We start from the raw sequence: 24,065 nt of genomic DNA on the forward strand, positions 1-24,065 counted from the left end.
GCCTCTTTCACACCCTTATTATCGGATCATTCCCCTATCTCCCCCCTGTTTTTTTCCCCTTTTTCACCGCGAATTCCCGCACATCACAGCGCCGCCAAACGCTTCGCTCGATCTTCCGCTATCAAACTGTCAATCATGTCTTCCAACTCACCCGCCAATATCGATTGCAGGTTATACGACTTACTCAACCGGTGATCCACTACCATATTATCTTTGTATCGATACGTCCTCACACGCTCGCTTCGCCCGCCCGTTCCGATCATGCTCGCCCGTTCTTCCGCCCGTTCCTTATCCTTCTCACGCTGATACAGATCATGCACTCTCGCACGCAACAACTGCCACGCCTTCTGCTTATTCTGCGCCTGGCTCTTGCTCTCCTGCATCCTCACCTCAATCCCTGTCGGCTTATGGATCATATGAACCGCCGTCGCCACCTTATTCACATTCTGCCCCCCCGGCCCCGTCGCCGTCGTCACATGAATATCAACATCACTATCCGGAATCTCAATCTCCAACTCCTCAGGCTCAGGCAACACCGCAACCGTCGCCGTACTCGTATGCACACGCCCTTGCGTTTCCGTCGCAGGCACGCGTTTCACACAATGCACCCCGCCCTCATAACCCAGCCCCTGCCACACACCATCACCCGTCACATTCGCCGTCAATCCTTTCAACCCGCCCATATCTCCCCCACTAAAATCCATCAGCTCAATCTTCCAACGCTTCTTTGTCGCCCATTTCTGATACATCTCCCACAAATCCCCCGCCCAGATCGCAGCCTCATCCCCACCAGCCCCCGGCCGAATCTCCATAATCACCGATCCCACCGCCTTATCATCCGCCGTCACCAACTCATTCGCTACTCCCTCCAACATCCCATCCACCTGCTCTCGCAATTCCTCCAACTCCATCTCCGCCAACTCAACCAACTCCGCATCCTCACCCTCCTCAACAATCTCTTCATTTTCCGCGATCTGCTTCATCGCATTTTCCCACTCCCGAAACTTCACAACCACATCCTCAAGCGCCTTTCGTTTCACGCTGATCTGCATCACCTTCTTATGATCCGAAACCACCGCAGGATCATTCAGCTGTTCACTCAGTTCATCAAACTGAACCGCCAACTCCCGCAATTTCCCGATCAGATTCGCATGCTCATCAGCCATTTTTAGCCATACCCTTTAATTCCCCCCCTGTTCGTATTATCAAACTTTCAATCTCGCCCCTTAGTTGCAGAATCCCCTCTTCTCATAATTGCTCCCACCAACGCCAATCCTACAAACTCAAGCCGCCGATCGTCACACCCCACTACGACATCTTTCCACCCAATCAACGCCCATTACCAAAACCCCTCGCCTCCATCTAGCAACAGCCCCTGCACTCCACCACTTTCCCAGGGAGAGGGGGGGGGATGATGCGCATAAAAATACCGCAGCTTGAATCACAAACCGCGGTATCCATTTTCGTCTTGCTATTTCTTGCTGAAATAACCACCAGCAAATTTTCTGTTGAACTTCTCTACGCGGCCAGCAGCGTCCACAAACTTCTGCTTACCAGTAAAGAACGGGTGACTCGCACTCGAAATATCCACCTTCACCAGCGGATAATCATTGCCATCTTCCCATGTCACGGTTTCTTTAGACGTAACAGTCGACTTAGTGAGGAATTGAGCACCATCTGACACGTCTTTAAAGACTACGGTGCGGTATTCTGGGTGGATATCTTTCTTCATTGCCGTTACCTGTATTTCTTAAAACTATGCAGTTACTGCATTTGCGCGGATATTCTCAGAACGTCAACGTACGTTACTGTCCGTAGAGTCCATAAGTCTACCGCACCCCCCTAATTAGGTCAATTTTATCCCCCCAATCCCCCCCCTGTTCGTGTCATGCAATTTCCAAAGCCGCCCCTGATCCTGCACACAACCCCTTCGCAAGAATAATTTATCAAGCCCATGACCGCCGGTCATGAGGTGCTTCGCATTCAAATCACACATTGCCTACAAACCCACACCCTCTCTCCCAACCCATTCCTTCAACACCAATACACGCTCAGCGCACTCCCAAACCTAATGTCGCAATACCCCCAATCCTCACAACTTCCCTCATCCCTTCACACTCATTACCATATTTGCCATGAGCGAATACCAGATTTACCACAACGGCTCCTTCCACGACCCCGCAGCACCCATCCTCTCCGCGCAGGACGCCGCATTCCAGCACGCCATCGGCCTCTTCACAACATTCTCCGTCTACCACAGTCAACCCTTCCGCCTCGAACAACACATCAACCGTCTCGAAGCCTCCGCCATCGATCTCGGCCTCGCCCCCGCTCTTGACAAAGCCCAACTCTCCGACGCCGTTCATCAAACCATCGCACACAACAACATCGACCGTGCCCGCATCCGCCTCACCTTCACCCCCGGCAACCTCTCCCTCCTCCGTCCCAACACTGACGAAAATTCTGGAACTTCAGGGGGGGCCGCCCAACCAACACCAACCGTCATCATCCAACCCACACCCGCCGTTGAATACGACCCCGCCTACTTCAATAAAGGTATCCGCGTCGTCGTTGCCCAGCCCTCCGCCAACCCCTTCGATCCCAACGCAGGCCACAAAACTCTCGCCTACTGGTCAAATCTCCGCTCTCTCCGCCAAGCCGCAGCAGCCGGCGCAGGCGAAGCTCTCCTCCTCAACATCACCAACCATCTCGCCTCCGGCTCAGTCTCCAACATCTTCCTCATCAAAGACGGCACCCTCCTCACACCAATCGCCCACGGCGAAGAAGTCGAGGACGCACTCCCTGCCCCAGTCCTCCCCGGCATCACCCGCGCCGCTATCATCGAAATCGCTCAAAAACTCGACATCCCCATCAAAAAGCAAATGCTCTCCATCAACGACCTGCTCGAAGCCGACGAAGCCTTCCTCACTAACTCATCCTGGCTCATCCTTCCCATCACCTCCGTCGAACAAAAAGAACTATCTAACAACAAAATAGGCCCCATCACTCAACACCTCCGCCTCGAGCTCTTGAAGCTCATTGAGAGTGAAACCAACCCCGACGGCAACCTGACCGACTAAATCCTTGCCACTCAGCCTACTTCCCCAATCCGATTAAACTCCCCAAATTAACAATCGCAATTTCTTCTTGCGTCTTAGCTATTCCGCACCATAATTAACTTACATTTTATTGCTTTCATTATTGCCCAACCAATGCCTCGAAATCTCCTCAGGCATTCAACGTTATACCTATTCTCCAATGGCAAAAGGAATCCGGAATGGCGAAAAAACACCTTATCCACACCGCTACGTATCTCAGCATCCTACTATCAACGACAACCCTGCTCTCCGCCAGCTCATTCCAAGGCCTCGGCGACCTCATCGACAACACCGGCTCCAACGTCATTAACAGCACCGCCACAGCCCTCTCAGCCAACGGCCAAACCGTCGTTGGTTACGATGGCAAAAGACTCACAGACTTCAGCGACTCTTACGCGATATACACACGAGCCTTCAAACACACATCAAACAGCACAACAACCCTCGGCAACCTGAACCCCGATCGCCCTATTAGTGTCGCCTATGGCGTCTCAGCCGACGGCCAAACAATCGTCGGCACCGCCAGAAATACCTACGTAGACACCGCCTTCCGTTGGTCGCAAGACACCGGCATACAAGCTCTTCACGCACCCAACCTATTCATCAGCAGCTCCGCATACGACGCATCCGCTAACGGCCAAACCATCGTCGGCCGCGTCGTCACTGAACCTTACGACAATTTTCCTACTGAATTTAAACCCTTCGTATGGACCGCCGATCAAGGCCTTCAAATCATCGCCCAGTCACCAAACAACGATTTCATCGGCCATGCCTCTGCCATCTCAAACGATGGCCAAACAATCGTCGGCACAAACTACATCACACCCACACACCAACAAGCATTCTTCTACACACAACAGCAAGGCATCCAAACCCTCGAATCGCTCACACTCGACTCAACACACACCTTCGCACACAACATCTCAGGTGACGGCAACGTCATCGTCGGCGAAGTCTATGTCGAACAACAAGCACTCGCCGTCAAATGGGATGAACTCGGACAAATCCAACCACTCGACGCACTCAGCCCATTATTCGATCAAACCATGGCAACCGCCACCAACTACGACGGCTCCATCATCGTCGGAAACGCATGGAACGGTTCCGACCAAACCACATTCATCTACCACGACAACGTCGGCATCCAATCACTAACCGCATACCTCCAAGACCTCGGCCTCGAAGACCAACTAGAAGACTGGACACTCACCACCGTCAACGACATCAGCGATGACGGCCTCACCATCATTGGTATCGGCGTCAACCCTGACGGTGACACTGAATCATGGATCGCAACCATTCCCGAACCCGCTACCAGCCTCCTCTTGCTCACCGCCCTCCCCCTCTGCTTGGGAAGAAGGAAACACTAAAACGACATCAACATTCAACACATAAAAAGCCGAGCATGACTCGGCTTTTTATCTTTATTTATAGGCTTAAATGTATTGTTCTAATTCATATCGATCGTGGATCGGCGGCGTCTCCGCACTCCATGCAATACACACAATCCCATCAATCCCCAAACACTTGGCTCCGGAATCTCGACCGCAGACATACTCAACGAATAAAACTGTATCTCATCATCTGCCCCATTAATCCGCACATAATAATCTCCCCCATCAGATAACTCATAACCAAACATCGTCTCTACCCCACCACGCGCCATCGCATCAATATGCTCCAGCAACACACCTTGCTCGTCGAATAAATCAAAACTCAAATCCGACATCGTCTGCATATCAATCACGTACTCAGGCTTCGTATCACTACGAATCGCCCGGCTATACTCAAAACCAGCCGGCGTTAAAGCAATGTTCAACATCGACTCGCCTTCAACCGAAAACCGGTAAAAATCTCGATCCGAATCATCATCAATCGATACAAAATCGATATCTTCCTTATAAAGCAAATCACTCTTGCCCCGCAAACCATCCGTACCAATTGACCACACAACCCCATCAGTCAACAAACCCACGTCCGTAGCCTGATCCAGTGAATCATTTCCACCATTCTTTTCCAACACATCCCCATACAACCGTTGAGCCATAAAAATATCATCCATCTGCGGCCCAAAGAAATTCGTAGGACGGTAAATCTCCATCACCGCCAATGTATCCTTCGACATCGCATGACGTATCCCAATTCCATGCCCAATCTCATGCTGCACGGTGTTAATAAACGCCGTACTATTCGAACTATTAATGTACGGCAAGCTCGGATCATAAACCTTCCAACGCGAATCATGATTCGCATTGATAAACATATCACCATTATCTGGATAATAATTATAAGCATACGGCCCACCCGAATCCCCATAATGCGTTCCACCAATCCGTATATCAGCCCGAACCCCCAACACGCCAGCCGGCCCTCCCGAACCATGCTTGTCATGCGTCGCGTTCGCATGGTAATTGAACGTCAACCCCGTCAACTCCTCCCAACGATCGAACGATAATTGAAAAATCTTAAACCACTCCCGGTCACGCAAATCTCCTTTATCCGCCGTCCCAACATTAAAATGCTCATCCATCAGTGATATCAAATCACTTTGCCGCTTCGGTTGCCCGCTCCGATTCGTCTCCGTACCATCCGGAATGATCGACCACGTCAACGTCACCGGCGTACCATGCGCCCATCCAACATAGCCATCCGTTGCCGTGCGCGACCATCGATCCAACTCACTAAAATCTTTATAAACACCATGCACCTGTCCAGCGTGAAAAAGACCTATCACACCAGCCATTACGCCTATCACATGAATCTTCATGATTTACTTTTCCCAGAAACATAACTCAATATTACCCACAGAACATTCAACCACACGCCGCTCTCGTTTAGCATCCATTCTAACGAAACACATCCGTACACAGAAGATTTTTATTCAATTATCGCACTCTCACAAATGATCATCCTCACGCTATCACACACCCACTCGTCCAACCTGCGCGCAATCCAAACGCTCCATCTCCACATCCCCGATCAATCACAGTGCAAAACTCATACCAAAACAAACTGATTTCATTTTGTGCGCACAAACATGAAAAACCACTTTAAAACCAGTCATTTTTTCACCATTTCTAGCCCATTTTTCATCCAAACTAATCATTTTCCACTGTTTTCTCCTTATTCTTCAAACGAAATCCATCAGATAAGTCTGGCAATTTTCTTTTCCGTGCGCGCAACACAAACACGCACCCCCTTTATCAACTCAAAAACACGCACATCGTATAACCTATTTCACAATTCCAATCATGAACTTTCTCATTTCGCACATCTCCACATTCATCATCCCCCATTTTAAACCACATATTTTTTTAGCAATCAATCAAAATATGCGCACAAACGCACTCAAGCAAAACCAATCCAATAAAAAACCCGCTGCACTTGCAGCGGGTAGCACAACATCGCATCACCTTAGTGTCTACATTCTTCAAATCTCAAAAAACGTCTATCCCCGTCATCCCCATACTTTCTCAGCTCTCCTTACCCTCCCCTGTCATTCAGCTTTCATCATCTCTTGTGGCTTACGATGCATGCCTCTCTCCATCCCTCCGCCTCACGTATTGGCAAGTGTACGGTCTTTTCTACTTTTTCCCGCCACCGCGGCCGCCAAACTCAATCCCACGTTGTTTCATGCGCGCATCCATCGCGGCACGATATTCGGTTCGCAGCGCCTGTGATTGCGGATTACCTGTTTCCGCTCGCTGCTGCCCACGTTCGGTCATGCGTTCGCGCATCTGTTCGCGACGTTTTTCACGGTCTTCATCACTCATATTTTCTCGCCCGCGCCCCTCTGGTCCACCCGGGCCGCCTCGTCCACCACGCATCCCCTGGAACTGATCACGCATCGCAACAATACGATCAATATCCGCATCTAAAATCGCTAATCGATCCTCTGGCGAAGCTGCGGCAAATTCTTTTGTGCGTTTTTCCATCATCGCCCGCATACTTCCAAACACTTCGCGGCGCACTTCACGATCACCCATATTGGCCCGTATAAAATCACCGCGTTGCTCTTGTTCCATCCCTTCCATCAATTCACGCATACGCATTTGGTATTGCTCTTTGCGTTGCGGACTCAGACGCTGATATCGAGCAGACTTCATCATCGCGATTGCTTCGGCTGGCGTGGATGGCAACCCGGGTGGGGTCATCAACCATGTCATATAACTACCCGCGCCTAGTGCGCCAACTGCGATCACAACCAGCAACCCTGTCATGATTTTCTTTTTACGCTTTGCCAATTGTTCTTTGCTTTTTTTGCTCGATTTGCGATTTGATTTCGCCATCATTTATCCTTTCACATGTGTACGCTTACCACATGCTCATTTCATTTCGTTGTTGATGTCACCGATGTGATTCAGTCATAATTACCGACATGTGTATCAGCAAACAATAAGTTACGACGATCATGGAAGAATCCCACTTCAATCGTTTCACCCGTTGAAAGTTCAAAAGCTGCACCATCATAATCGCGGCTGACCCACATTTGTGATGGGTCGCCCATTGATCTACGCCAATGGCCGCCATGCCCACTACCGGCGCCGAAGACTTCATCCAGTGTTTTTCCGCTAAGCCGAACCTGATAGTTGTAGCTCATCCCAGATACGTCATAGACCTGGTCATCACCACTGCATCGGTATACTTCGTTGGGCTGATTGTCGTCTCTGACAAGGTAATCTTTCATCGACCAATCGAGGCTCGGCCAAACGGAAGCAGAGATGAAGGGGGCTGGCATGTACTTGGCGACAGGATACATTTCCTTCCAGTCAGAGCCGTACATATCGACTGCGTACCCGATTTGCTTCAGGTTTGATGCGCAAACAACTTTAACAGCGCTAGAACGAGCCCTGGCAAGCGTGGGAAGCAATATTCCGACGAGAATGCCAATAACGGAAATCACAACAAGAAGTTCAATGAGTGTGAATGCGCTGTATTTTTTCATCTTTTCAATCCGTGAAAAAGCTGTTTTTACAGTTGTCATATAGCTGTAACGCGGCGAAAAGCTGGATATTGCATCAAGAAATAAAAAAAGCACACGCTCTGAGCGTGTGCTGTTTCGTGGGGCATCTATAAAACTATAGAAAGGTTTGTATCCAAATTTAAAGCGTTTTGCGTGGCTATTCTTGCGTTGACCAGTGGGTCGATTACATGAAACGAAGGTATTTAATCGATCTCTCACTGCTGTTATGCATTGGCAAGATCTATGAGCATTCACACAAACTGCTCTCGCGCTATCACGGTCTTATGACGCAAGCTTAAACTGACTGACGAGTGCTTTGAGCTGATTTGCATTTTCACTCATCTGGTTGGCTGCTACCGCCATCTGCTTGGCACCTTCGGAACTTTCCTCAGTACCGGAACGGATGGCAGTGATGTGCCCAGCGATTTCACTTGCAGCGGCTGACTGCTCCTCAGAAGCGGCAGCGATGGACTGAACCATCCCTTCAACTTCCCGAGAACCCGAGAGAATGCTGCTGAGTGCATCACCGGCCTCGTTGGCTAGAGTGACACCTTCTTCAACACTTTCGGTGCCTGACTTCATTTGATCGACAGCGGCTTGCGTTTCTTGTTGTATTTCATTGATAGAACCTGCAATCTCTTCGGTTGCTTTGGTGGTTCTGTCTGCAAGTTTGCGGACTTCATCGGCGACGACGGCGAAACCTCTGCCATGCTCACCGGCACGTGCGGCTTCGATTGCGGCGTTGAGTGCGAGTAGGTTTGTCTGATCGGCGATATCATTGATGACATCGATGACCTGCCCGATTTGTTCGCTCTTGCTGCCGAGTGTATCGATAGATTTAGCTGAATCGTTGACGAGCTGTGCGATGGTGTTCATGCCGTCGATCGTACGCCCAACGACTTCGCCGCCGTGCTCGGCTTGATTGCCTGCTTCGACTGAGTTTGCAGAAGCGTCGGTCGCTCGATTAGAAACATCTTTAACGGAACTGCTCATCTCTTCAACTGCACTGGAAATTTCAGTGGTTTTCTGAGATTGCTCTTCCATACGGCTGGCGATCTGCTCACTGCTTGCAGCAATCTCAGTTGCGGCACCTGATACGTCGGTGGTGGCGTTGGATACTTCAGCGATCGTGTCGTGGATCTTGCTGACAAAGGTATTGAACCAACGACCAAGTTCACCGATCTCATCTTTACGTTCTTGATCAACACGCTGGGTGAGGTCACCTTCACCTTCGGCGATATCCTTGAGGCTATCGACCATCGTTTCGAGAGGTTTGACTGCAAGACGTCTGGCAAAGATACCGAGAATGATGGCGATGATGACACCGGCAATCACTGCGGAGATGGTGATTAGAGCGGCACGTTGCGCGGCGACTGTGCCGTCATTCGCAGCTGCTTCAGCAACACCTGTGTTGAGTTCTAAGATTTCTTGAAGCCGTACGATGGTATCATCGCCGATGACTTGGTTTTGCTGAGTAAATTGAGTTCGAGCTTCTTTAACTTTGTCTTGTCCTTGTTCAGCGATTTTGCGTAGTTTCGAGAGGATGTTTGAAACATTTTTCGAATTAGCAATGATTGTGGTCTGATAGATATCTTCAGCTTCTTTTGAGCCGGTGGTCACAAGAGCTTGCTTGAGTTCGGTCACACCCTGATGGTAATCATTATGGTAAGGATGTATTTCGTCGACGAGCGCGGCAAATTGTGGGTTTTTAATGTCGACAGATTTGAGCCATTTACCGAGTGAGCAAGCGGTCGGATCATCACCACCTTGAATGTGCTTGCCGGTTTTGATCATGGAGTAGATGTTTGAGCAAAGCTCGAAATGATCGCCACGGAACTGCTCCATTCTTTCGCGTAGGACATAGGGGTTGCCGATGTCCATGCTGTCGAATTCTTGCATGAGTGAGATGTATTTATTGTTTGCGTTCTTCCATAAGTCCCATTTAGGAACGAATTCGTTCCACATGACAGATTCTTCTTTGGTCTGCGGGAGTGGAGCGTAGATATCCCATGCGGTTTTGATATCCTTGCGAAGAACAGGAACGTTATCGTAAATTTTCTTCCGTTCCTGTTTTGTCAGAGACATATCGAGAAGGGATTTGAGATCACCCATCAGGCGCGTCGCGTTGATATCGACTTCTTGGAGGCTTGTGACGCTGGGAAGCCTGACGTCGTTGATTTCGCCGATACTCGCGGTTGTTTCTTTGAGCCCCATGTATCCGATGGCGCCGATGAAGCCACATAATCCTGCAACCCCTAGAAACGATGCCATTAACTTGTGTCCGATTTTCATAAGACTGACCTTTACGTATATAAACCCCGGCTGGCTATTGCCCGCCGTCCATTCTGTTGTTTACTAACTCACTGTTAGCTGTGACATGAATCGGCCAATCTTGTTTTTTGTTTAATCATTTATTGTTTTTTATGAACACATTTTCTTTCCTGTGCAGACTTGCACATATGATCTACTCTAATTATTTCTGGATCTATATTTTATTATTTGTTGGTATTGTGATAGTTATAACTTTAACAATTATAGATATATAAACTCCGGTATAGTTAAACCAAAAGCTAATTTATTATGGCGAGTTATCGGCTTGTTTTACGTTTTTCCCTTTATTTTATGTGTTTTAATGGCATCAAATCGTTCTTATATGCGTGTTATTCTGTTCATATCTTCATTGATTTGCGATTAAATCTGATCATGCGTGCAATCATAGCGTCATCAAAATTGTATGATTTAAGCGATCTATTATTAATTTATAGTTAATTTTAATTTATACATTTGATTTATTCTAAAAGAAAAAACCGCAATCAATAGTTGATCACGGTTCTAATACTTTATTATTATTCCAATGTGCTGCTGCTTATTTGGCAGGTTGGAATCTCATGACTAGGTCATAAAGCTCACCGCCTACACCCTCGGCAGAACCTTTATCTTTGAGCATTGCAATCTTCAGGCAATCGCATGACAGATTGGCATCGAAGTTACTTTCGACAGCACGGCCCATGCCTTCAAGAACGACGAGATCGACGTTCTCACGGCTAACGGCTTCGATGAGCTGATCGGAAAGCTTGGTGAGGTCAATCAAGGGGGCAACGTTGCCGGATTCGACAATTTGCAAATCCCCTTCTTCGATTGCATCACGAAGTACGGGGTCGAAGTCGCAAATTTCGTCGAGGATTTCTTCGAGTTCATGGACGATGACATCGTTAAGTGAGGGGCCTGAGTTGGCTGCGATAATAACTTTGGTACCACGTTGGATAAGGAAGCGGCAGAATGGGATCATGCCGAGGGCGATATCGGGGCCTGCGTTGTCGACGAAAACGAGTGCTGCATTGTGAACTTCGTCCTGCTGCATACGATCGAGCCAAAGATCGTAGTCATCGACGAGCCAGGGCCGATCTTTAAGTTTTGTTTTGGTTTCGTGAAAGCAGACGGAGCCGCCATCGGCGAAAAGTGATGAGGTTTTGGTAGCGCCCATATCAAAGATATTGCCTGCAAAGACGCCTTTGATGATCTCGAGTGTGAGTGTGTCCTCGTCGAGCTCATCGTGCTCATTGAGGAGATCAGGGAGGAGCTTGAGTGCGGTGTGGGTTTGTTCGTGCTTTGCGAGGCGATAGGGATCGGGGATATCGCAGTCGATGAGTACTTGCTCGCGAGCGTAACAAATGTCGAGTACACCGAAGAAGTCGAGAGGCTGGACGAGGGTATCGATCGAGTCGAGATAGGCTGCAAATTTGGCTGTGGCAAGATCGCATTTCTGATTGTGTTGATTGAGATTGCGTTTAGCGGCAATGGCTTCACGTTTGGATTGCTCGACAAGTGTCGGGAAGTGATCACGGAAGAGCTCAACCCAGTAGGCACGCTTTTCGTCTTCGCCGGGGGCAGCGAGGTTCCAAGTGCTGCCGTGGTATGAATCGAGATTGTTTAGTTGTGGTAGCGGATTATTGCCATGCAACATCGTAGTGGTCGCTTCCATGAGTGTACCTATCGTGATTTTAAGAGCGTTTTGCGGACTTAATATTGACCGGAGGGTCGATAACGCAGATTGCAGTTTATTTCAGCTTATGACTGCTAAAGCATAAATTGCATTCTGCGGAAGTTTTACCGCATACTGCTGTAGTCAATCGGTGCTCACTGCAGCGAAACGAAAGCGTGCAGTGAAAGGATTGTGGTTATTGTTTGTCATGTACCGCAGGGTGGCTGGTTGTATACAGACCCGGGAGGGATTAAATCGCGGCGAAATTTTGGAGAATCTTGAGGCCAATGCGTTGGGATTTTTCGGGGTGGAACTGAGTTGCCCAGACGTTGTCTTTCCAGACGGTGGCGGTGAAGTCGTGGCCGTAGTCTGCGCGGGCGGAGGTGATGGGTGTGTCAGAGGTTTCGGTGGGCTGAACGTAGTAGCTGTGTACGAAGTATACGTATGCGTCCTGCTGGAGACCTTGAAGCAGAGGATCATTGCGATCCCAGTGAATGGCATTCCAGCCCATCTGCGGGACTTTGAGGGGTGAGGGCGAATCAATATTCTCATTAAAGCGAACAACCTTGCCGGGGAGGATGCCGAGGCCGGGAACGAGCTGGCCAGGAGCGGCTTCTTCTTCAGATCCTTCGAAGATGAGTTGCATACCAAGGCAAATACCTAGGAAAGGATTGCCAGTTTTGATGTGCTGCTTGATGGGGTTAACCCAGCCAAGCTTATTAAGGAAGCCCATGGCAGCGGCAAATGAGCCGACACCGGGGAGAATGAGCTTGTCGACAGATGCGGTTTCACTGGGATGGCGCAGGATATGTGCTTCGGCACCGAGAAGCTCGAATGCTTTCTGGACTGACCTAAGATTGCCTACGTGGTAATCAATGATCCCAATCTTGCTCATCTGTCATCCTAAATGAATGTGGAATGTGAACGAAGGAAGCGGCATTGCTGCTTCAAAAGAGATTGTAACGCCGAGAGAGGTGTCGTTGTGGCGAGGGGCGGTCAGTCGGATAGTTTTTTTGTGCATGAACATAAAAAAACAGACCTGCTGCGATGAACAAGTCTGCTGAATAGTTGAAATAGTGCAGGGATTTAGTCGTTAATGACAACGATCTCGACGCGACGGCTCTTTTCCTTAGTGGATTGAGCTTTGTTTGCGCCGAAGCCGGCAGAGTACATGCTACTGGCGCTTACACCACGGGTCGCGAGGTAGCGTTGGACTGCCATGGCTCGCTCGGCGGAAAGTTCTAAGTTGTCTTTCCATCCGGACTTACGGATTGGGTCTTTGTCGGTATAGCCTTCGACACGGATCATATTGCCGCTGTAGTCGGACTTGATGATACTTGCGACTTGAGCGAGTGTGCGAGTTGCTTTGTCTTTGAGGGAAGCTTTGCCCGAAGTGAAGAGGACATCGCCGGGAATGCGGATCGCGATGTTGTTGCCGCTTCTGATCACGTCAACGCCTGCAACGTTGTTAAAAGCTGAAGATTCAGCGGGATCACGTTCGACGACGACGGTTTCTGTGACAATTTTTGGTTTTGAGGCCAAGAGTTGCTGAAGATTGTCGTTTTCCATCTTGAGACGATCTTCTACGGCACGTAGCTCTTGGTTTTCGACCCATAGCTGATCCCGCTCTTTTTTGAGGCGATCAACGGAGCAGCCGGTGAACATGGAGACAGTGACGGCGGCGAGGATCATGGTGAGGAAGGTGCGTTTCCAAACGCTAATCATGACAGTCCCTTTCCCCCCGGTATTTGCGGCAGCAAGAACATGTGCTTTGGTTGCCAGAACCGGGGATATCAAAAGTCGGTATATACGAATCGTTCTGACGGAGCCAGAGTATCAGAAGAGATTGTAATAAAAATTGCGCATTTTAACTTCATTAAATCGGCGTTACGGGCGTTTTTTTTGGATTACTCGGTTGATCTGTGATTGTGGCGAGATGAACGATTACGAGGCGAGGAAATTCCACTACAGGAGAGTCAATGGGTGCAACGGCATGGATATTGTTGTGCCGCGAGTATCGGCGAGGCCAATCTATGCGATAGATAGGTTTAATACTTGTTTTGGAGCAAGTCCCAGCGACCGACGACTTCGATCAATATTGCGCGGATCATGTTTTCGTCGGCATTATCAAGAAGACTGATGAGTTGCGTGGGAAGGTTAACAATATCGTCGAGTTCAGGGAGTGGCTCGCCGAGAAGATCAAGAAGATAAAGAAGCTTGGCATGCGGACTCAAGTGTTCGGATGGCGTGCTATCAGATAATTTATTGCACATAGTGGCCTCGATACCATTAGGTTAATCTACTGTTTGACAAAAAATGAGACAGATAAAATGTTAATGAAACTGATTAAAAAGCTTTTACAGGGATGCGCGCAACAGATAACATTTGAACGTGCTTCTAAGAAATACGATCGAAGCGCAAAGCGCTGAATAGATCACGCACATAGATTGACATGAAATACAAAATCAATCAATAGATATTTATAGATTTTCATATATTTCATTACTTTGACTAGACGTAAACGCACATAGACAATAAGAATATGGTTCAGAAGAATTTTGATATCGATCGTCAACTTGCTGAAGAATTTAGTCAGTTTTGCAAAGAGCGAGGGATGACTTTGGGTGCTGCTGTTAGCGCAGCAATCCTATCTTACATGCAGTTAGATGCAACAGAACGGGAACAGGCTAACCTAAATCTAAGCAATTGGCTTAATGAAGGGCATCATGCAAGCGAATCAAAGCGATCGCGTGCGGCGAAGCCTTTAGGTGGATCAAAGGGCAAGAGGTATTCGTCATAGATAATCATTGTCAGAGTCGTGTTCGCTCAAACAGTGTGTTCACTCTCTAAAATATTTCATCAATAAAATAAACAAATGATTTAACCAAATTACCTATAAATTTAGTTAAATCCATGCGCGATCATGGTGTGCATATTGGGTTACATTTGCGATTGCGACGGACTTAACATGCGCGAGATGGTTTTTGATCTGAGAGCAATTGAAGAACTGGAATGGGCTGTTCAAGCTTGGGAGACATCATGACGGCATCACAATCGATACCTTGCAGCATATAAACGTGTAAACGAGCGAGAGTCATCGCGTCGAGTTGAGACATGGCAAGACCAATCAGGTTACACATGGATTCTTCGTCGTGTGTGTCGGATTGTGCGATATCTAATTCATAAGCAAATGCGTGGACAAGTTCATGCCAAAGAGTTGAAAGCCGCTTGCTTGGCTTGAGCTGGCCGGAGATCAGAATGGTCTGATGATCGAAAAAGGTTAGCCCGCAATACGGGTCTCCGGCTTCGTCGCGAACAATACCCTTGGCGAGAATAATTCGGTAGACGTGTGGGCCAACTTTCACTTCCATCGTATGCACCTCATTTGATTCACATTACGCGACGAACAGAAATATGAAGTATGGTAAACAAGGCGAGTGCCAATAGATTGGCACTGATGCTTACTTTCAATCAAAAATAATATTGAGGCTGATATGACGTATCTCTATTTATTTTCGACAATCATTTGTGAAGTGATTGGTACGATCATGCTGAAATCGAGTGATGGATTCACGAAGTTGTGGGCAAGCGTTGTGGTGGTGATGGTGCGGCCTTTTGCTTGCTGTCACTGACGCTGTGAGAGATGAAGATTGGGGCGGCTAAGCTATATGAAAGATGTGATTGTTTTCTGATGGCGGTCTAGTTGCCGAGCGGCAGGTTCAAGAGTGTGAGTAGCTCATTGCGAAAGATGAGGATGACGTAGGTGGCACCGGCGAGGTATGGGCCGTAGGGGATGACTTTAACTTGGCCTTTAAGGAGAGTGCTGGCTCCGATCATGAGAACTGCCGCGATGAGGCCGATGAAAGGGGCAACGAAGAAGATGAGTGTGGCTTCGAGCGCGCCGACGACAGCGCCAATTGCACCGAGGAGATGGACGTCGCCGAGTCCCATGGCTTCTTTGCCGAAGGCGAGCGTGCCGAAGATGCGTGTATACCAAACGATGCCGCAACCGACGAAGTAACCGCAGATGCATCCGGCAAGAACGTGAAGCCAAGGGGCTTGGGTGAAGGAGGCGGCGGTTTCTTGTGAAGGGTCGTTGCCAGCAGCGACGAACATGCCGAGGAATATGCCGATGGTTGGGAAGAAGACAAAGGCGAGTTCTTTAAGAACTTCACGACGAGGGTGTGGATAGTAAAAAATTTCCTCTTGAACTTCTTCAGCTTCAATGCGGTCTTTGTGTTTACGGGTTTTATTTGAGGCTTTTTGCTCGGCTTCGAATTGCTCCATGAGGGTATCCCAGTCATTGAAGGAGCGTTTGAGGGTGCCTTGTTTGAGGAGGACGAAAGCAAGGCCGAGGCCGAGGATTCCACCGATGGCTGCGCCGATGCCTGCGCCGGTGGCGATGGGGAGCGGCTGATCGTTGAGCATACCTGTGAGAGCAAGGAAGTTTGGCGCGTCGAGCGCAACACTGAGCGGAAGCGCGATAAGCGCAATGATGAGTACGAAGTAAGGGATTTGCAGCGGGATGATGTAAAGTTTGGAGTCAATAATTGTCGCAGCGATGAGTGCGCTGATCATGATGATGTGCGTCAGGAAGATGGGCCAGGTTGCATCGAGGCCGAGGAAGCCGAAGCCGGGGCGCAGGTCAGTCATGTAGTAGGTGTAATAGAGGAGCGCCCAGAGGAAGCCGGTGATGAATTCGATGACGGGGTATTGGATGGAGATGGGCGTTTTGCAGTATCGGCATTTACCTCGAAGCCAGAGCCAACCGAGAATGGGGACGTTGTCATACCATGCGAGTTGATGATTGCAGTTGGGACAGGCGCTGGGCGGTGAAACAATGGATTTGCCTTCAGGCAAACGATAGGCGACGACATTGAGGAATGAGCCAATGTTTGCACCGAAAATGAAGAAGACGATTAGCCACATGATGTCGGGGTTCATTAAATGCCCTATTCTCTATCTAATAATTTGATATGGTTGAGAGGAGATGAGAAAAGAGGCTTTTTTATTCGTAGTCCTCATGCTCTTCTTCAATTTCAGCACTGGTGGATTCACCTTCGACGGCGAGCTTGCCTGAGGGATCTTCGGTGAGTTTGGCGATCTTCGCTTCGGCTTTATTGAGAATGCCTTTACAGTGCTTGATAAGACCCATGCCAGCCTCATACTGGTCGAGAGCTTGTTCGAGGCCGATCTGGCCCGATTCGACTTGATCGATGATAGATTCAAGTTGCTGGATTGCGTCTTCGAATTTCATGTTTTTTGAAGGTTGTTTCTTGGCCATGGTTTTATTTTATCTAATTAGAGGTTGCTTGTGCTGTTTGGGGCTGACGATTTTTTGTTAAACAGATTAGAAAAGCAAACCCTCATCGGCGTTGGGCTTAGGGTTGCTTTTCGTTTTAGAGGCTTTCGTTTTGCGCGTTGATGAAGTAGTTGTTTTGGGAGTTGGCTTTGTGCCCTGCCCTGCGGGGGTATTTTTATCGTTGACAGTGGAATCGATCGTACCGTCAGCGAGATGGGTGATGAGAGGATCGCCTGGAGAGACATCTTTGGGTGAGCGGATGAGCTTGCCAGTATTGGTTGTGGTGTAGGAGAAACCACGTTCGAGGACGGCATTTGGGCCAACAGCGCCGAGCTGCTTTTCGAGGGCAGTAAGCTTGGCTTTGGCGCGGGCGAGGTCATTGGGGAGTGTGGTGGTAAGACGTTGCGTGAGGATATTGAGCTTATTTTGATGTTGAGAAATTTTCTGTTGCGACAAATTGCGTAGCTGAAGTTCGGACTGTCGAAGCTTCTGAGATTCAGAGGCAAGACGGTTTTTGAGCATCGGCAGCAGGCGGGCTTGGAGGTGATCAAGTTGGAGCGATTGCTCACGAACCAGCGCGGTTGGCGAACGGAATAGTGGGTGACGAACAACATGACGAAGGCGATCGGCGTTGTGACGAGCGATGCGTTCGACGAGAAGCTTGAGTCGAGATTCGAGTTGCAATGCTTGTTGCCAAAGTGCGCGGGCATCGGGGACAAGCGTCATCGCGGCTTGGGTGGGTGTGGCGCAGCGATGATCGGCAACAAGTTCGGCAATGGTCGTATCGGTTTCGTGGCCAATGGCGGCAACAACGGGGACGTTACATGCGAACAGCGCGTCGGCGACAATACGCTCGTTGAATGCCCAAAGATCTTCGATGCTGCCACCACCTCGCGTGAGGATGATGGCGTCGATGTTAAGCGAGCGATAGTCAGCAGAGATTTTGCGGATAGCGCGGGCGATTTCTGGGGCAGCTGGCTCCCCTTGCACTCGGACATCGGCGAGTAGAAGTTTGCATGCCGGCCAACGACGATGCGTGGTGTTAATGACATCTTGAAGAGCAGCTGCTGCGCGGGAAGTCACAACAGCGATGCGGCGAGGCATGGCGGGGAGTTGTTTTTTACGTGTAGGGTCGAAATAACCGAGAGTGCGCAGCTCTTCCATACGGGCTCGGAGTTCGAGTTCGAGATTGCCGAGGCCGACGGGTTCGAGCTTTTCGACATAGATCTGAACGGAGCCTTGCGCATCGTAATAGTCGACTCGTCCGGTTGCGACGACTTGGAGGCCATCTTTAACGGGGAAATTGATGCGGCGAGCATTGGAAGCGAAACAGACACAGCGGATCGCAGCCCCTTTATCTTTCAATGAGAAAAACCAGTGCTGGCGATTGGAGAGATTGGAAATCTCGCCGATGATGCGAATTTTGGCGGGGAAATGGTTGGTGAGGGCGGATTTGATCTGGGACGAAACCTGCGTGACAGTCAGCGCGTCATCCGCAGCAGATGCCGAGGAAGAGGGAGGGGAAGATGATGGGGATGAGCGTTTTGAGGCTGAGGGAGCGGGTTTGGCGGCTGTTTGGGGTTTACGAGATCGCTGGCCGCCGTTGGGCTGCTTGCCCCACAACCCGTCATTTACTTCATTTTCATTAAAAGGCAACTGGTTCATATAAAATAAGATACTGCCCCGAACCGCGTTGTGAGTCAACCAAGGGGGTTTTACCCAATTGCTAACTGGAGGCCAGCTTGACAAGAGCGTGCAACTTCCTACCTTTTACTCTGTTATTCATGCCCGATCCTGGGCGCTTAACACTCAAGAATCAAACGTTAATCGTTTTTTTGGAGAATGAGCAATGGCTCTTAAAGTTGGTATTAACGGCTTTGGTCGCATCGGTCGCTTGGTCTTCCGTGCTGCCATTAATAACCCGAACATCGAATTCGTCGGCATCAACGACCTTTTCCCAGCTGAATCACTGGCATACCTGCTGAAGTACGACACCGTTCACGGTCGCTTCGACGGTACCGTTGAAGCTAAAGACGGCGCACTCGTCGTCAACGGCAAGACAATCCCAGTCTCAGCTGAACGTGACCCAGCAAACCTCCCATGGGGTAAAGTTGGCGCGGACTACGTTGTTGAATCAACGGGTCTATTCACCGATGGCGACAGTGCTAAGAAGCATATCGCTGCTGGCGCTAAGCGTGTTGTGATCTCTGCTCCAACCAAGACTCCTGACACCGTCAAGACTCTGGTTATGGGTGTTAACGATCAAGAATACACCATCGAAGACGTGGTCGTTTCTAACGCATCATGCACCACCAACTGTCTCGCACCTGTCGCTAAGGTTCTTAACGACAACTGGGGCATCGTTGAAGGTCTCATGACAACCGTTCACGCGATCACTGCAACGCAGCCTACTCACGACGGTCCTTCTAAGAAAGACCTCCGTGGCGGCCGCTCTGGTGGCTTCAACATCATTCCTGCATCAACCGGTGCTGCGAAGGCTGTTGGTCTGGCTCTCCCAGAACTTAAGGGTAAGCTCACAGGTATGGCTTTCCGTATCCCAACCGCAGACGTTTCTGTTGTTGACCTCACCGTGAAACTCGGCAAGGCAACCACATACGCAGAAATCTGTGCGAAGATGAAGGAAGCTGCTGAAGGTTCAATGAAGGGCTACCTCGCATACACAGACGAGCCAGTCGTTTCTAGCGACTTCATCACTGACCCAGCATCATCGACTTTCGATGCAGACGCTGGCATCGGCCTCAGCGACACCTTCTTCAAGGTTGTCAGCTGGTACGATAACGAATGGGGTTACTCAAACCGCGTTATCGACCTGATGAGCCTCATGGCTAAGAAGGACGGCCTCATGTAATTCACCCTCGCCCCCGGAAGTGTTGAGTTCGAAACACCGAATCTCTTCATGACCTGAGGTAAGAATTACTTGAAGTAATAATAAAAAAACCACGGCCTTAGGGTCGTGGTTTTTTGTTGGCTCTATCAAAAAAATACATCTAAAAATCCTTGCAGTAATTTAAATGCATATTGCTATAAGCCCGCTTCCAAATTCTGTAATAGACAGTTCACTAAAAGTATCAGTTGGTAAATCACTAAGTAAGTTGTAGTCGTCCATACTCAAATAATCTTTTTCATATACAGTTTCAATCTGAAAAATGCGTAATCGTATAAAATTGTCTAAGTATGTACAGGCTTGCTTTTCATCCACTCCCTCGATCGATCTACATATACTTGAGAAATGTACACCAAAAGAAATTTGGTGAATACCATCCTCTTTATGTCTAATTGTAAATCCATCATTAAACTGGTTTGTCATACTATTTAAAATCAATGCTTCATCCGACGATAACTGCTGCAACACATGCACATACGATGGATGCACTGAATCCGCTCTCTCTTTGTGCATCGCCGCCGCTAACAGATTTGCATACATCTCCTTCAAATGTTCTTCTTCATATGCAAAATGCAAATTCATCATAATCGGCCCAGCTATCGACAACTTAGGCGACTGAATATTTGCAGGATCTTCAGCTGTAAACTTCTCTAATACCTTCGAGCATATCCAATCTTTAATACAATCATAACCCCATACTGCACCTTCGAGTGGATCGAATGCTTTGCCAAGCGCATTTGCAACAATGAATAGCTTTTGTCCTGCCAACTGAGTTGTTGGCTTTAACAAATCCCGATAAACCTCTGGTAGTATCTCTTTAACACCAAGTGCTTTTGCAATTTCAATTACCGTTCCTGGGGTCATATCTTCGCCTCCGATTTTGTATATAAAATGACCAAAATCATTATATAAAGGCACGTACATTTACTGAATGTAATTCTTATTTCATCAACAGCACAAATAAAACAAGACGATTTTTCTTTTTCACATTAATACGAATTTTTAGTGTTTTTCCGTATATTCCCTATTTCATAGTCTTTTCCGATTGATAAAGTATCTCATCGCATTTGCGACCAAACCGTGGGCTAAATGCAGCCATGCTACATTTGAAATCTCCACAGCAGCATGTCTGTGATAAATGCTCTATACACTTTCTATCTTATGATTAGGGTAATGCGTAGTTGCTATGCATATATTCTTGAAAGGGAAAAAGATGAACCGTTTGTGTTACCTTGGCTTGATATTAATCGTCAGCTTTATGTCAATCTATTCAACCCCTGTTAACGCCGCTATAGTTCGAACTGGCAGCACCGTCATCAGCGTTAACAACCCACCATTTGATGCTGGAGATTGGAGAACCGTTCGCCTTGGCACCAGCCATCCATCCAATCCTACCTTTGGGGAACTTAGAATCACCGAAGGCAATGATGCAAACGCTGAGAACACATACATTGGCAACAGTACTGGCATCGAAGGCCGACTCTTCGTCGAAGACGCTGGCTCAACTTACTCTTCAACCATACTCGCTGTAGGCGCAAATGCGAACGGCTCATTGACTGTCCAGAACGACGCTACAGTCACCACTGCCAACCTCTGGCTCGGTGTCTATACAAACTCAGAAGCAAACGTCACCGTCACAAGCAACTCAACACTGAACGCAAGCTTGATTTCACAAGGCACCGAAAGTGAAGCAAATATCTATATCAGTGATGGGTCAGAGCTCAACGTCTCATCTGACAACTGGTCAATTGGCAACGGCTTCAAACACACAACAACATCACTCAATCTCTACAACAATGCAACAGTCAATGCAGGCGACATTTCATTCAGCCCATGGACAAATACAACACTAAGCATCGAAACCGAATCCCGCTTAGACATGAACGATCTCGTGCTCTCCGCTCACTCATCCACAACCCTCACAAACAGATCCCATCTCCGAGCAGACAGCATTCTCTATGCTGATCGCCAAGCAGGTGCGACCAGTGGAAGAACTCGCAACATTACATTACGTAACGGATCTTCAATTGGCACCTATGAATTTACGATACGTGGCCAATCAAATATCACCATTGATGATTCACAGTTACTAACCTGGAATTCTGCTTCAAGCATTGCTATCCGGGCTGGTAACAGTGATCTCGACAGTGAACTTAACATCATCAACGGCGGCAGCTTGAATTCCGGAGCATACATCTCTTTATGGGGCCACGAAACATCAACTGGCAGCTACACCGTCCGCGTGCAAGGCAATGATTCTCTTATGAGAGCACGCTACGATATCAGCTTCGGTATTGGTGGAGGAACTAATTTCAATGCTTTCCTCGATGGCGGCACTATCTACGCAGGTGACGACTTACGACTCAGAAACGGCGCAACCTTCACACAAAACGGTGGCTCGGTCCAGGTTGACGACATCTTCATCTACGATGACTCAACCTACAACTTCAACTTCGGCCACATCTACTTACGCAATGTATCTGATCTCTTCAGTAGCCATGTCCTCATCGACAAAATCCTCACCAACAACAGCATCTACGCCAATCAGGAAATCGAGTTCGCAAGCGATCTCAACATCTACACGCCACTAGTCGTACGGGGCGGCACACTCGCTGCTAATCAAATCAATAACACCGCAGCACTCTACTTCCAAACAGGCACCATACGCCAAGGCTCACCACTAACTTCCCAAACAATGCTCGGCATACTCAAAGGCAGTCAACTCAACTCTGGCATGACCTTTGAATCAGGCCAACAAATGGATATCTTCATCAATCACCTCATCGACATGAACGGCGGCACACTCGCAGCACCACAAGGTATCGTCAACAGCGGCATCATCGAAGGCCGTGGCAACCTCAACGGCATCGTCGCAAACCTCAACGTCGCACAAATCCGTGCACTCGACGATGACACACTCCGCGTCAACGGCCAACTCTTCAACGAAGGCCGCATCGAAGTCGTCAACGGCCATCTCGATGCAAGCACCAGCCCCGTCATCAGCTCTGCCAGCGCTGACATCATCATCCGCAACGGCATCTTTCGTGCTAATCATCTCACCAACGATGGCAGTCTCGCTGTAACCTTTGGTACAACCGACATCCACGGCGACATCGTCAACCAAGGTACCGGACGCATCATCATCTCCGGCAACTCCAACGTCACCATCTGGGATGACATTCAGCAGAACTCTAGCATGCACATCGCTGACGGCTCCACACTCGTCGTCTTCGGCTCATACGCAGGTGCTGGAACCACAGGTACAGGTACCGTTTTCCTTGAAGGTGACACACGACCGGGTTTCTCTCCTGGTGAAACAATCATGGGCGGCGATGTAGCGCTTGGTAATAATCATGAACTCACAATCGAGATTGGCGGCACTATCGCTGGCACGGAACATGATGTTTTCGGTTCGCTACAAGAACTGAAACTCAACGGTGACTTGATCGTTGAATGGTATGATGGATTCGCAGCAGACGCAGGCGATGAGTTTGATATACTTGACTGGGACACACTTGTTGGTTCATTTGATAATGTCGATTTGTCAGCAGCAGCATTAGCACCTGAACTTTCATGGGATACATCAAGTCTTTATACAAGTGGCGTGATCAAAGTTGTTCCTGAGCCAACATCATTACTGTTGTTTTCAGTACCAATGTTCGCATTACTTAGAAGACGCTCAGCATGAAATTCGCTTAACAACTAAAAATTGCAAAAGCTGGGATGAAGTATCCCAGCTTTTTTTATACCCATATCGTTATTAGCCATAATTATGCGACAGCCATCTTGCTACTTTTAAATTTTGACTTCCCCAA

The 24,065-nt window shown here is 48.6% G+C and carries 20 protein-coding genes and 1 pseudogene; 6 read left to right on the forward strand and 15 right to left on the reverse strand.

Annotated features, from left to right (window positions below):
• Window positions 1-83 precede the first annotated feature (83 nt).
• Both prfA and KS4_RS10020 read right to left on the reverse strand, forming a co-directional pair.
• Window positions 84-1,166, reverse strand: coding sequence for a peptide chain release factor 1 (prfA, locus tag KS4_RS10015; RefSeq protein WP_145077571.1), 1,083 nt, complete (start codon window positions 1,164-1,166; stop codon window positions 84-86).
• Between the two features lie 305 nt (window positions 1,167-1,471).
• Entirely contained in the window at window positions 1,472-1,732 is a 261-nt protein-coding gene (locus KS4_RS10020) for a type B 50S ribosomal protein L31 (protein ID WP_145077573.1), read from the reverse strand.
• Window positions 1,733-2,135: 403 nt separating this feature from the next.
• On the opposite strand from KS4_RS10020, the gene KS4_RS10025 reads away from it, so the two are divergent.
• Together KS4_RS10025 and KS4_RS10030 are read left to right on the forward strand one after the other, a co-directional pair.
• Window positions 2,136-3,080 (forward strand): aminotransferase class IV, encoded by a 945-nt coding sequence (locus tag KS4_RS10025; protein ID WP_145077575.1) that lies wholly within the window; start codon window positions 2,136-2,138, stop codon window positions 3,078-3,080.
• Window positions 3,081-3,277: 197 nt separating this feature from the next.
• Entirely contained in the window at window positions 3,278-4,468 is a 1,191-nt protein-coding gene (locus KS4_RS10030; RefSeq protein WP_145077577.1) for a PEP-CTERM sorting domain-containing protein, read from the forward strand.
• A gap of 80 nt (window positions 4,469-4,548) precedes the next feature.
• On the opposite strand, the gene KS4_RS10035 is transcribed toward KS4_RS10030, so the two are convergent.
• From KS4_RS10035 to KS4_RS10070, 8 genes are all read right to left on the reverse strand, one after another.
• On the reverse strand, window positions 4,549-5,865 hold the full coding sequence (locus tag KS4_RS10035; RefSeq protein WP_145077579.1) for a matrixin family metalloprotease: 1,317 nt from the start codon (window positions 5,863-5,865) through the stop codon (window positions 4,549-4,551).
• Window positions 5,866-6,682: 817 nt separating this feature from the next.
• Window positions 6,683-7,387, reverse strand: a complete 705-nt coding sequence (locus KS4_RS10040) for a hypothetical protein (RefSeq protein WP_145077581.1) — start codon at window positions 7,385-7,387, stop codon at window positions 6,683-6,685.
• Between the two features lie 71 nt (window positions 7,388-7,458).
• Window positions 7,459-8,043 (reverse strand): type II secretion system protein, encoded by a 585-nt coding sequence (locus KS4_RS10045; RefSeq protein ID WP_145077583.1) that lies wholly within the window; start codon window positions 8,041-8,043, stop codon window positions 7,459-7,461.
• Between the two features lie 300 nt (window positions 8,044-8,343).
• Window positions 8,344-10,353 (reverse strand): methyl-accepting chemotaxis protein, encoded by a 2,010-nt coding sequence (locus KS4_RS10050; protein WP_145077585.1) that lies wholly within the window; start codon window positions 10,351-10,353, stop codon window positions 8,344-8,346.
• A gap of 574 nt (window positions 10,354-10,927) precedes the next feature.
• A complete protein-coding gene (locus KS4_RS10055) occupies window positions 10,928-12,043 on the reverse strand; it encodes an ARMT1-like domain-containing protein (protein ID WP_145077587.1) in 1,116 nt (371 codons plus the stop codon).
• A gap of 250 nt (window positions 12,044-12,293) precedes the next feature.
• Window positions 12,294-12,938 carry an imidazole glycerol phosphate synthase subunit HisH gene (hisH, locus tag KS4_RS10060; protein WP_145077589.1) on the reverse strand — a complete coding sequence of 215 codons (645 nt, stop codon included), beginning with the start codon at window positions 12,936-12,938 and terminating at the stop codon, window positions 12,294-12,296.
• A gap of 191 nt (window positions 12,939-13,129) precedes the next feature.
• Complete coding sequence (locus tag KS4_RS10065) at window positions 13,130-13,768, reverse strand: OmpA/MotB family protein (RefSeq protein WP_145077591.1); 639 nt, start codon at window positions 13,766-13,768, stop codon at window positions 13,130-13,132.
• A gap of 323 nt (window positions 13,769-14,091) precedes the next feature.
• On the reverse strand, window positions 14,092-14,316 hold the full coding sequence (locus KS4_RS10070; RefSeq protein WP_145077593.1) for a hypothetical protein: 225 nt from the start codon (window positions 14,314-14,316) through the stop codon (window positions 14,092-14,094).
• Between the two features lie 269 nt (window positions 14,317-14,585).
• Between KS4_RS10070 and KS4_RS10075 the strand changes: the two genes are divergently transcribed.
• Window positions 14,586-14,843, forward strand: a complete 258-nt coding sequence (locus tag KS4_RS10075) for a hypothetical protein (protein WP_145077594.1) — start codon at window positions 14,586-14,588, stop codon at window positions 14,841-14,843.
• Between the two features lie 163 nt (window positions 14,844-15,006).
• Here the strand turns inward: KS4_RS10075 and KS4_RS10080 are convergent, their stop codons facing one another.
• Window positions 15,007-15,414: a hypothetical protein gene (locus KS4_RS10080; RefSeq protein ID WP_145077596.1), complete on the reverse strand. Its 408-nt coding sequence runs from the start codon at window positions 15,412-15,414 to the stop codon at window positions 15,007-15,009.
• Between the two features lie 123 nt (window positions 15,415-15,537).
• Here KS4_RS10080 and KS4_RS18160 point away from each other — a divergent pair.
• Window positions 15,538-15,680: pseudogene (locus KS4_RS18160) on the forward strand (SMR family transporter); the annotation flags it as partial.
• 62 nt (window positions 15,681-15,742) lie between these two features.
• Here the strand turns inward: KS4_RS18160 and KS4_RS10090 are convergent.
• The 3 genes from KS4_RS10090 to xseA form a co-directional block, all read right to left on the reverse strand.
• Window positions 15,743-16,987 (reverse strand): prepilin peptidase, encoded by a 1,245-nt coding sequence (locus tag KS4_RS10090; protein ID WP_145077600.1) that lies wholly within the window; start codon window positions 16,985-16,987, stop codon window positions 15,743-15,745.
• 64 nt (window positions 16,988-17,051) lie between these two features.
• The gene (locus KS4_RS10095) at window positions 17,052-17,327 is read right to left on the reverse strand and encodes an exodeoxyribonuclease VII small subunit (protein ID WP_145077602.1); all 276 of its coding nucleotides are present in this window, start codon (window positions 17,325-17,327) and stop codon (window positions 17,052-17,054) included.
• Window positions 17,328-17,393: 66 nt separating this feature from the next.
• Window positions 17,394-19,010 (reverse strand): exodeoxyribonuclease VII large subunit, encoded by a 1,617-nt coding sequence (gene xseA, locus KS4_RS10100; RefSeq protein ID WP_145077604.1) that lies wholly within the window; start codon window positions 19,008-19,010, stop codon window positions 17,394-17,396.
• A 184-nt stretch (window positions 19,011-19,194) separates the two neighbouring features.
• Between xseA and gap the strand changes: the two genes are divergently transcribed.
• A complete protein-coding gene (gene gap / locus KS4_RS10105) occupies window positions 19,195-20,214 on the forward strand; it encodes a type I glyceraldehyde-3-phosphate dehydrogenase (RefSeq protein ID WP_145077606.1) in 1,020 nt (339 codons plus the stop codon).
• Window positions 20,215-20,373: 159 nt separating this feature from the next.
• On the opposite strand, the gene KS4_RS10110 is transcribed toward gap, so the two are convergent.
• Window positions 20,374-21,114 carry a DUF4393 domain-containing protein gene (locus KS4_RS10110; protein WP_200761141.1) on the reverse strand — a complete coding sequence of 247 codons (741 nt, stop codon included), beginning with the start codon at window positions 21,112-21,114 and terminating at the stop codon, window positions 20,374-20,376.
• A gap of 349 nt (window positions 21,115-21,463) precedes the next feature.
• Between KS4_RS10110 and KS4_RS10115 the strand changes: the two genes are divergently transcribed.
• Complete coding sequence (locus tag KS4_RS10115) at window positions 21,464-23,938, forward strand: hypothetical protein (RefSeq protein WP_200761142.1); 2,475 nt, start codon at window positions 21,464-21,466, stop codon at window positions 23,936-23,938.
• Window positions 23,939-24,065 lie beyond the last annotated feature (127 nt).

Source organism: Poriferisphaera corsica (assembly GCF_007747445.1).
In the GTDB taxonomy this organism is placed as follows: domain Bacteria; phylum Planctomycetota; class Phycisphaerae; order Phycisphaerales; family Phycisphaeraceae; genus Poriferisphaera; species Poriferisphaera corsica.

Excerpts from the sequence above, each read along its gene's own strand:
- KS4_RS10110 (WP_200761141.1), bottom strand. The coding sequence starts at position 21,114 with ATGACCCCAGGAACGGTAATTGAAATTGCAAAAGCACTTGGTGTTAAA.
- KS4_RS10055 (WP_145077587.1), bottom strand. The coding sequence starts at position 12,043 with ATGGAAGCGACCACTACGATGTTGCATGGCAATAATCCGCTACCACAA.
- KS4_RS10095 (WP_145077602.1), bottom strand. The coding sequence starts at position 17,327 with ATGGCCAAGAAACAACCTTCAAAAAACATGAAATTCGAAGACGCAATC.
- hisH (WP_145077589.1), bottom strand. The coding sequence starts at position 12,938 with ATGAGCAAGATTGGGATCATTGATTACCACGTAGGCAATCTTAGGTCA.
- KS4_RS10070 (WP_145077593.1), bottom strand. The coding sequence starts at position 14,316 with ATGTGCAATAAATTATCTGATAGCACGCCATCCGAACACTTGAGTCCG.
- KS4_RS10080 (WP_145077596.1), bottom strand. The coding sequence starts at position 15,414 with ATGGAAGTGAAAGTTGGCCCACACGTCTACCGAATTATTCTCGCCAAG.
- KS4_RS10115 (WP_200761142.1), top strand. The coding sequence starts at position 21,464 with ATGAACCGTTTGTGTTACCTTGGCTTGATATTAATCGTCAGCTTTATG.
- KS4_RS10020 (WP_145077573.1), bottom strand. The coding sequence starts at position 1,732 with ATGAAGAAAGATATCCACCCAGAATACCGCACCGTAGTCTTTAAAGAC.
- KS4_RS10045 (WP_145077583.1), bottom strand. The coding sequence starts at position 8,043 with ATGAAAAAATACAGCGCATTCACACTCATTGAACTTCTTGTTGTGATT.
- KS4_RS10050 (WP_145077585.1), bottom strand. The coding sequence starts at position 10,353 with ATGAAAATCGGACACAAGTTAATGGCATCGTTTCTAGGGGTTGCAGGA.
- KS4_RS10040 (WP_145077581.1), bottom strand. The coding sequence starts at position 7,387 with ATGGCGAAATCAAATCGCAAATCGAGCAAAAAAAGCAAAGAACAATTG.
- gap (WP_145077606.1), top strand. The coding sequence starts at position 19,195 with ATGGCTCTTAAAGTTGGTATTAACGGCTTTGGTCGCATCGGTCGCTTG.
- KS4_RS10025 (WP_145077575.1), top strand. The coding sequence starts at position 2,136 with ATGAGCGAATACCAGATTTACCACAACGGCTCCTTCCACGACCCCGCA.
- prfA (WP_145077571.1), bottom strand. The coding sequence starts at position 1,166 with ATGGCTGATGAGCATGCGAATCTGATCGGGAAATTGCGGGAGTTGGCG.
- KS4_RS10090 (WP_145077600.1), bottom strand. The coding sequence starts at position 16,987 with ATGAACCCCGACATCATGTGGCTAATCGTCTTCTTCATTTTCGGTGCA.
- xseA (WP_145077604.1), bottom strand. The coding sequence starts at position 19,010 with ATGAACCAGTTGCCTTTTAATGAAAATGAAGTAAATGACGGGTTGTGG.
- KS4_RS10035 (WP_145077579.1), bottom strand. The coding sequence starts at position 5,865 with ATGAAGATTCATGTGATAGGCGTAATGGCTGGTGTGATAGGTCTTTTT.
- KS4_RS10065 (WP_145077591.1), bottom strand. The coding sequence starts at position 13,768 with ATGATTAGCGTTTGGAAACGCACCTTCCTCACCATGATCCTCGCCGCC.
- KS4_RS10075 (WP_145077594.1), top strand. The coding sequence starts at position 14,586 with ATGGTTCAGAAGAATTTTGATATCGATCGTCAACTTGCTGAAGAATTT.
- KS4_RS10030 (WP_145077577.1), top strand. The coding sequence starts at position 3,278 with ATGGCGAAAAAACACCTTATCCACACCGCTACGTATCTCAGCATCCTA.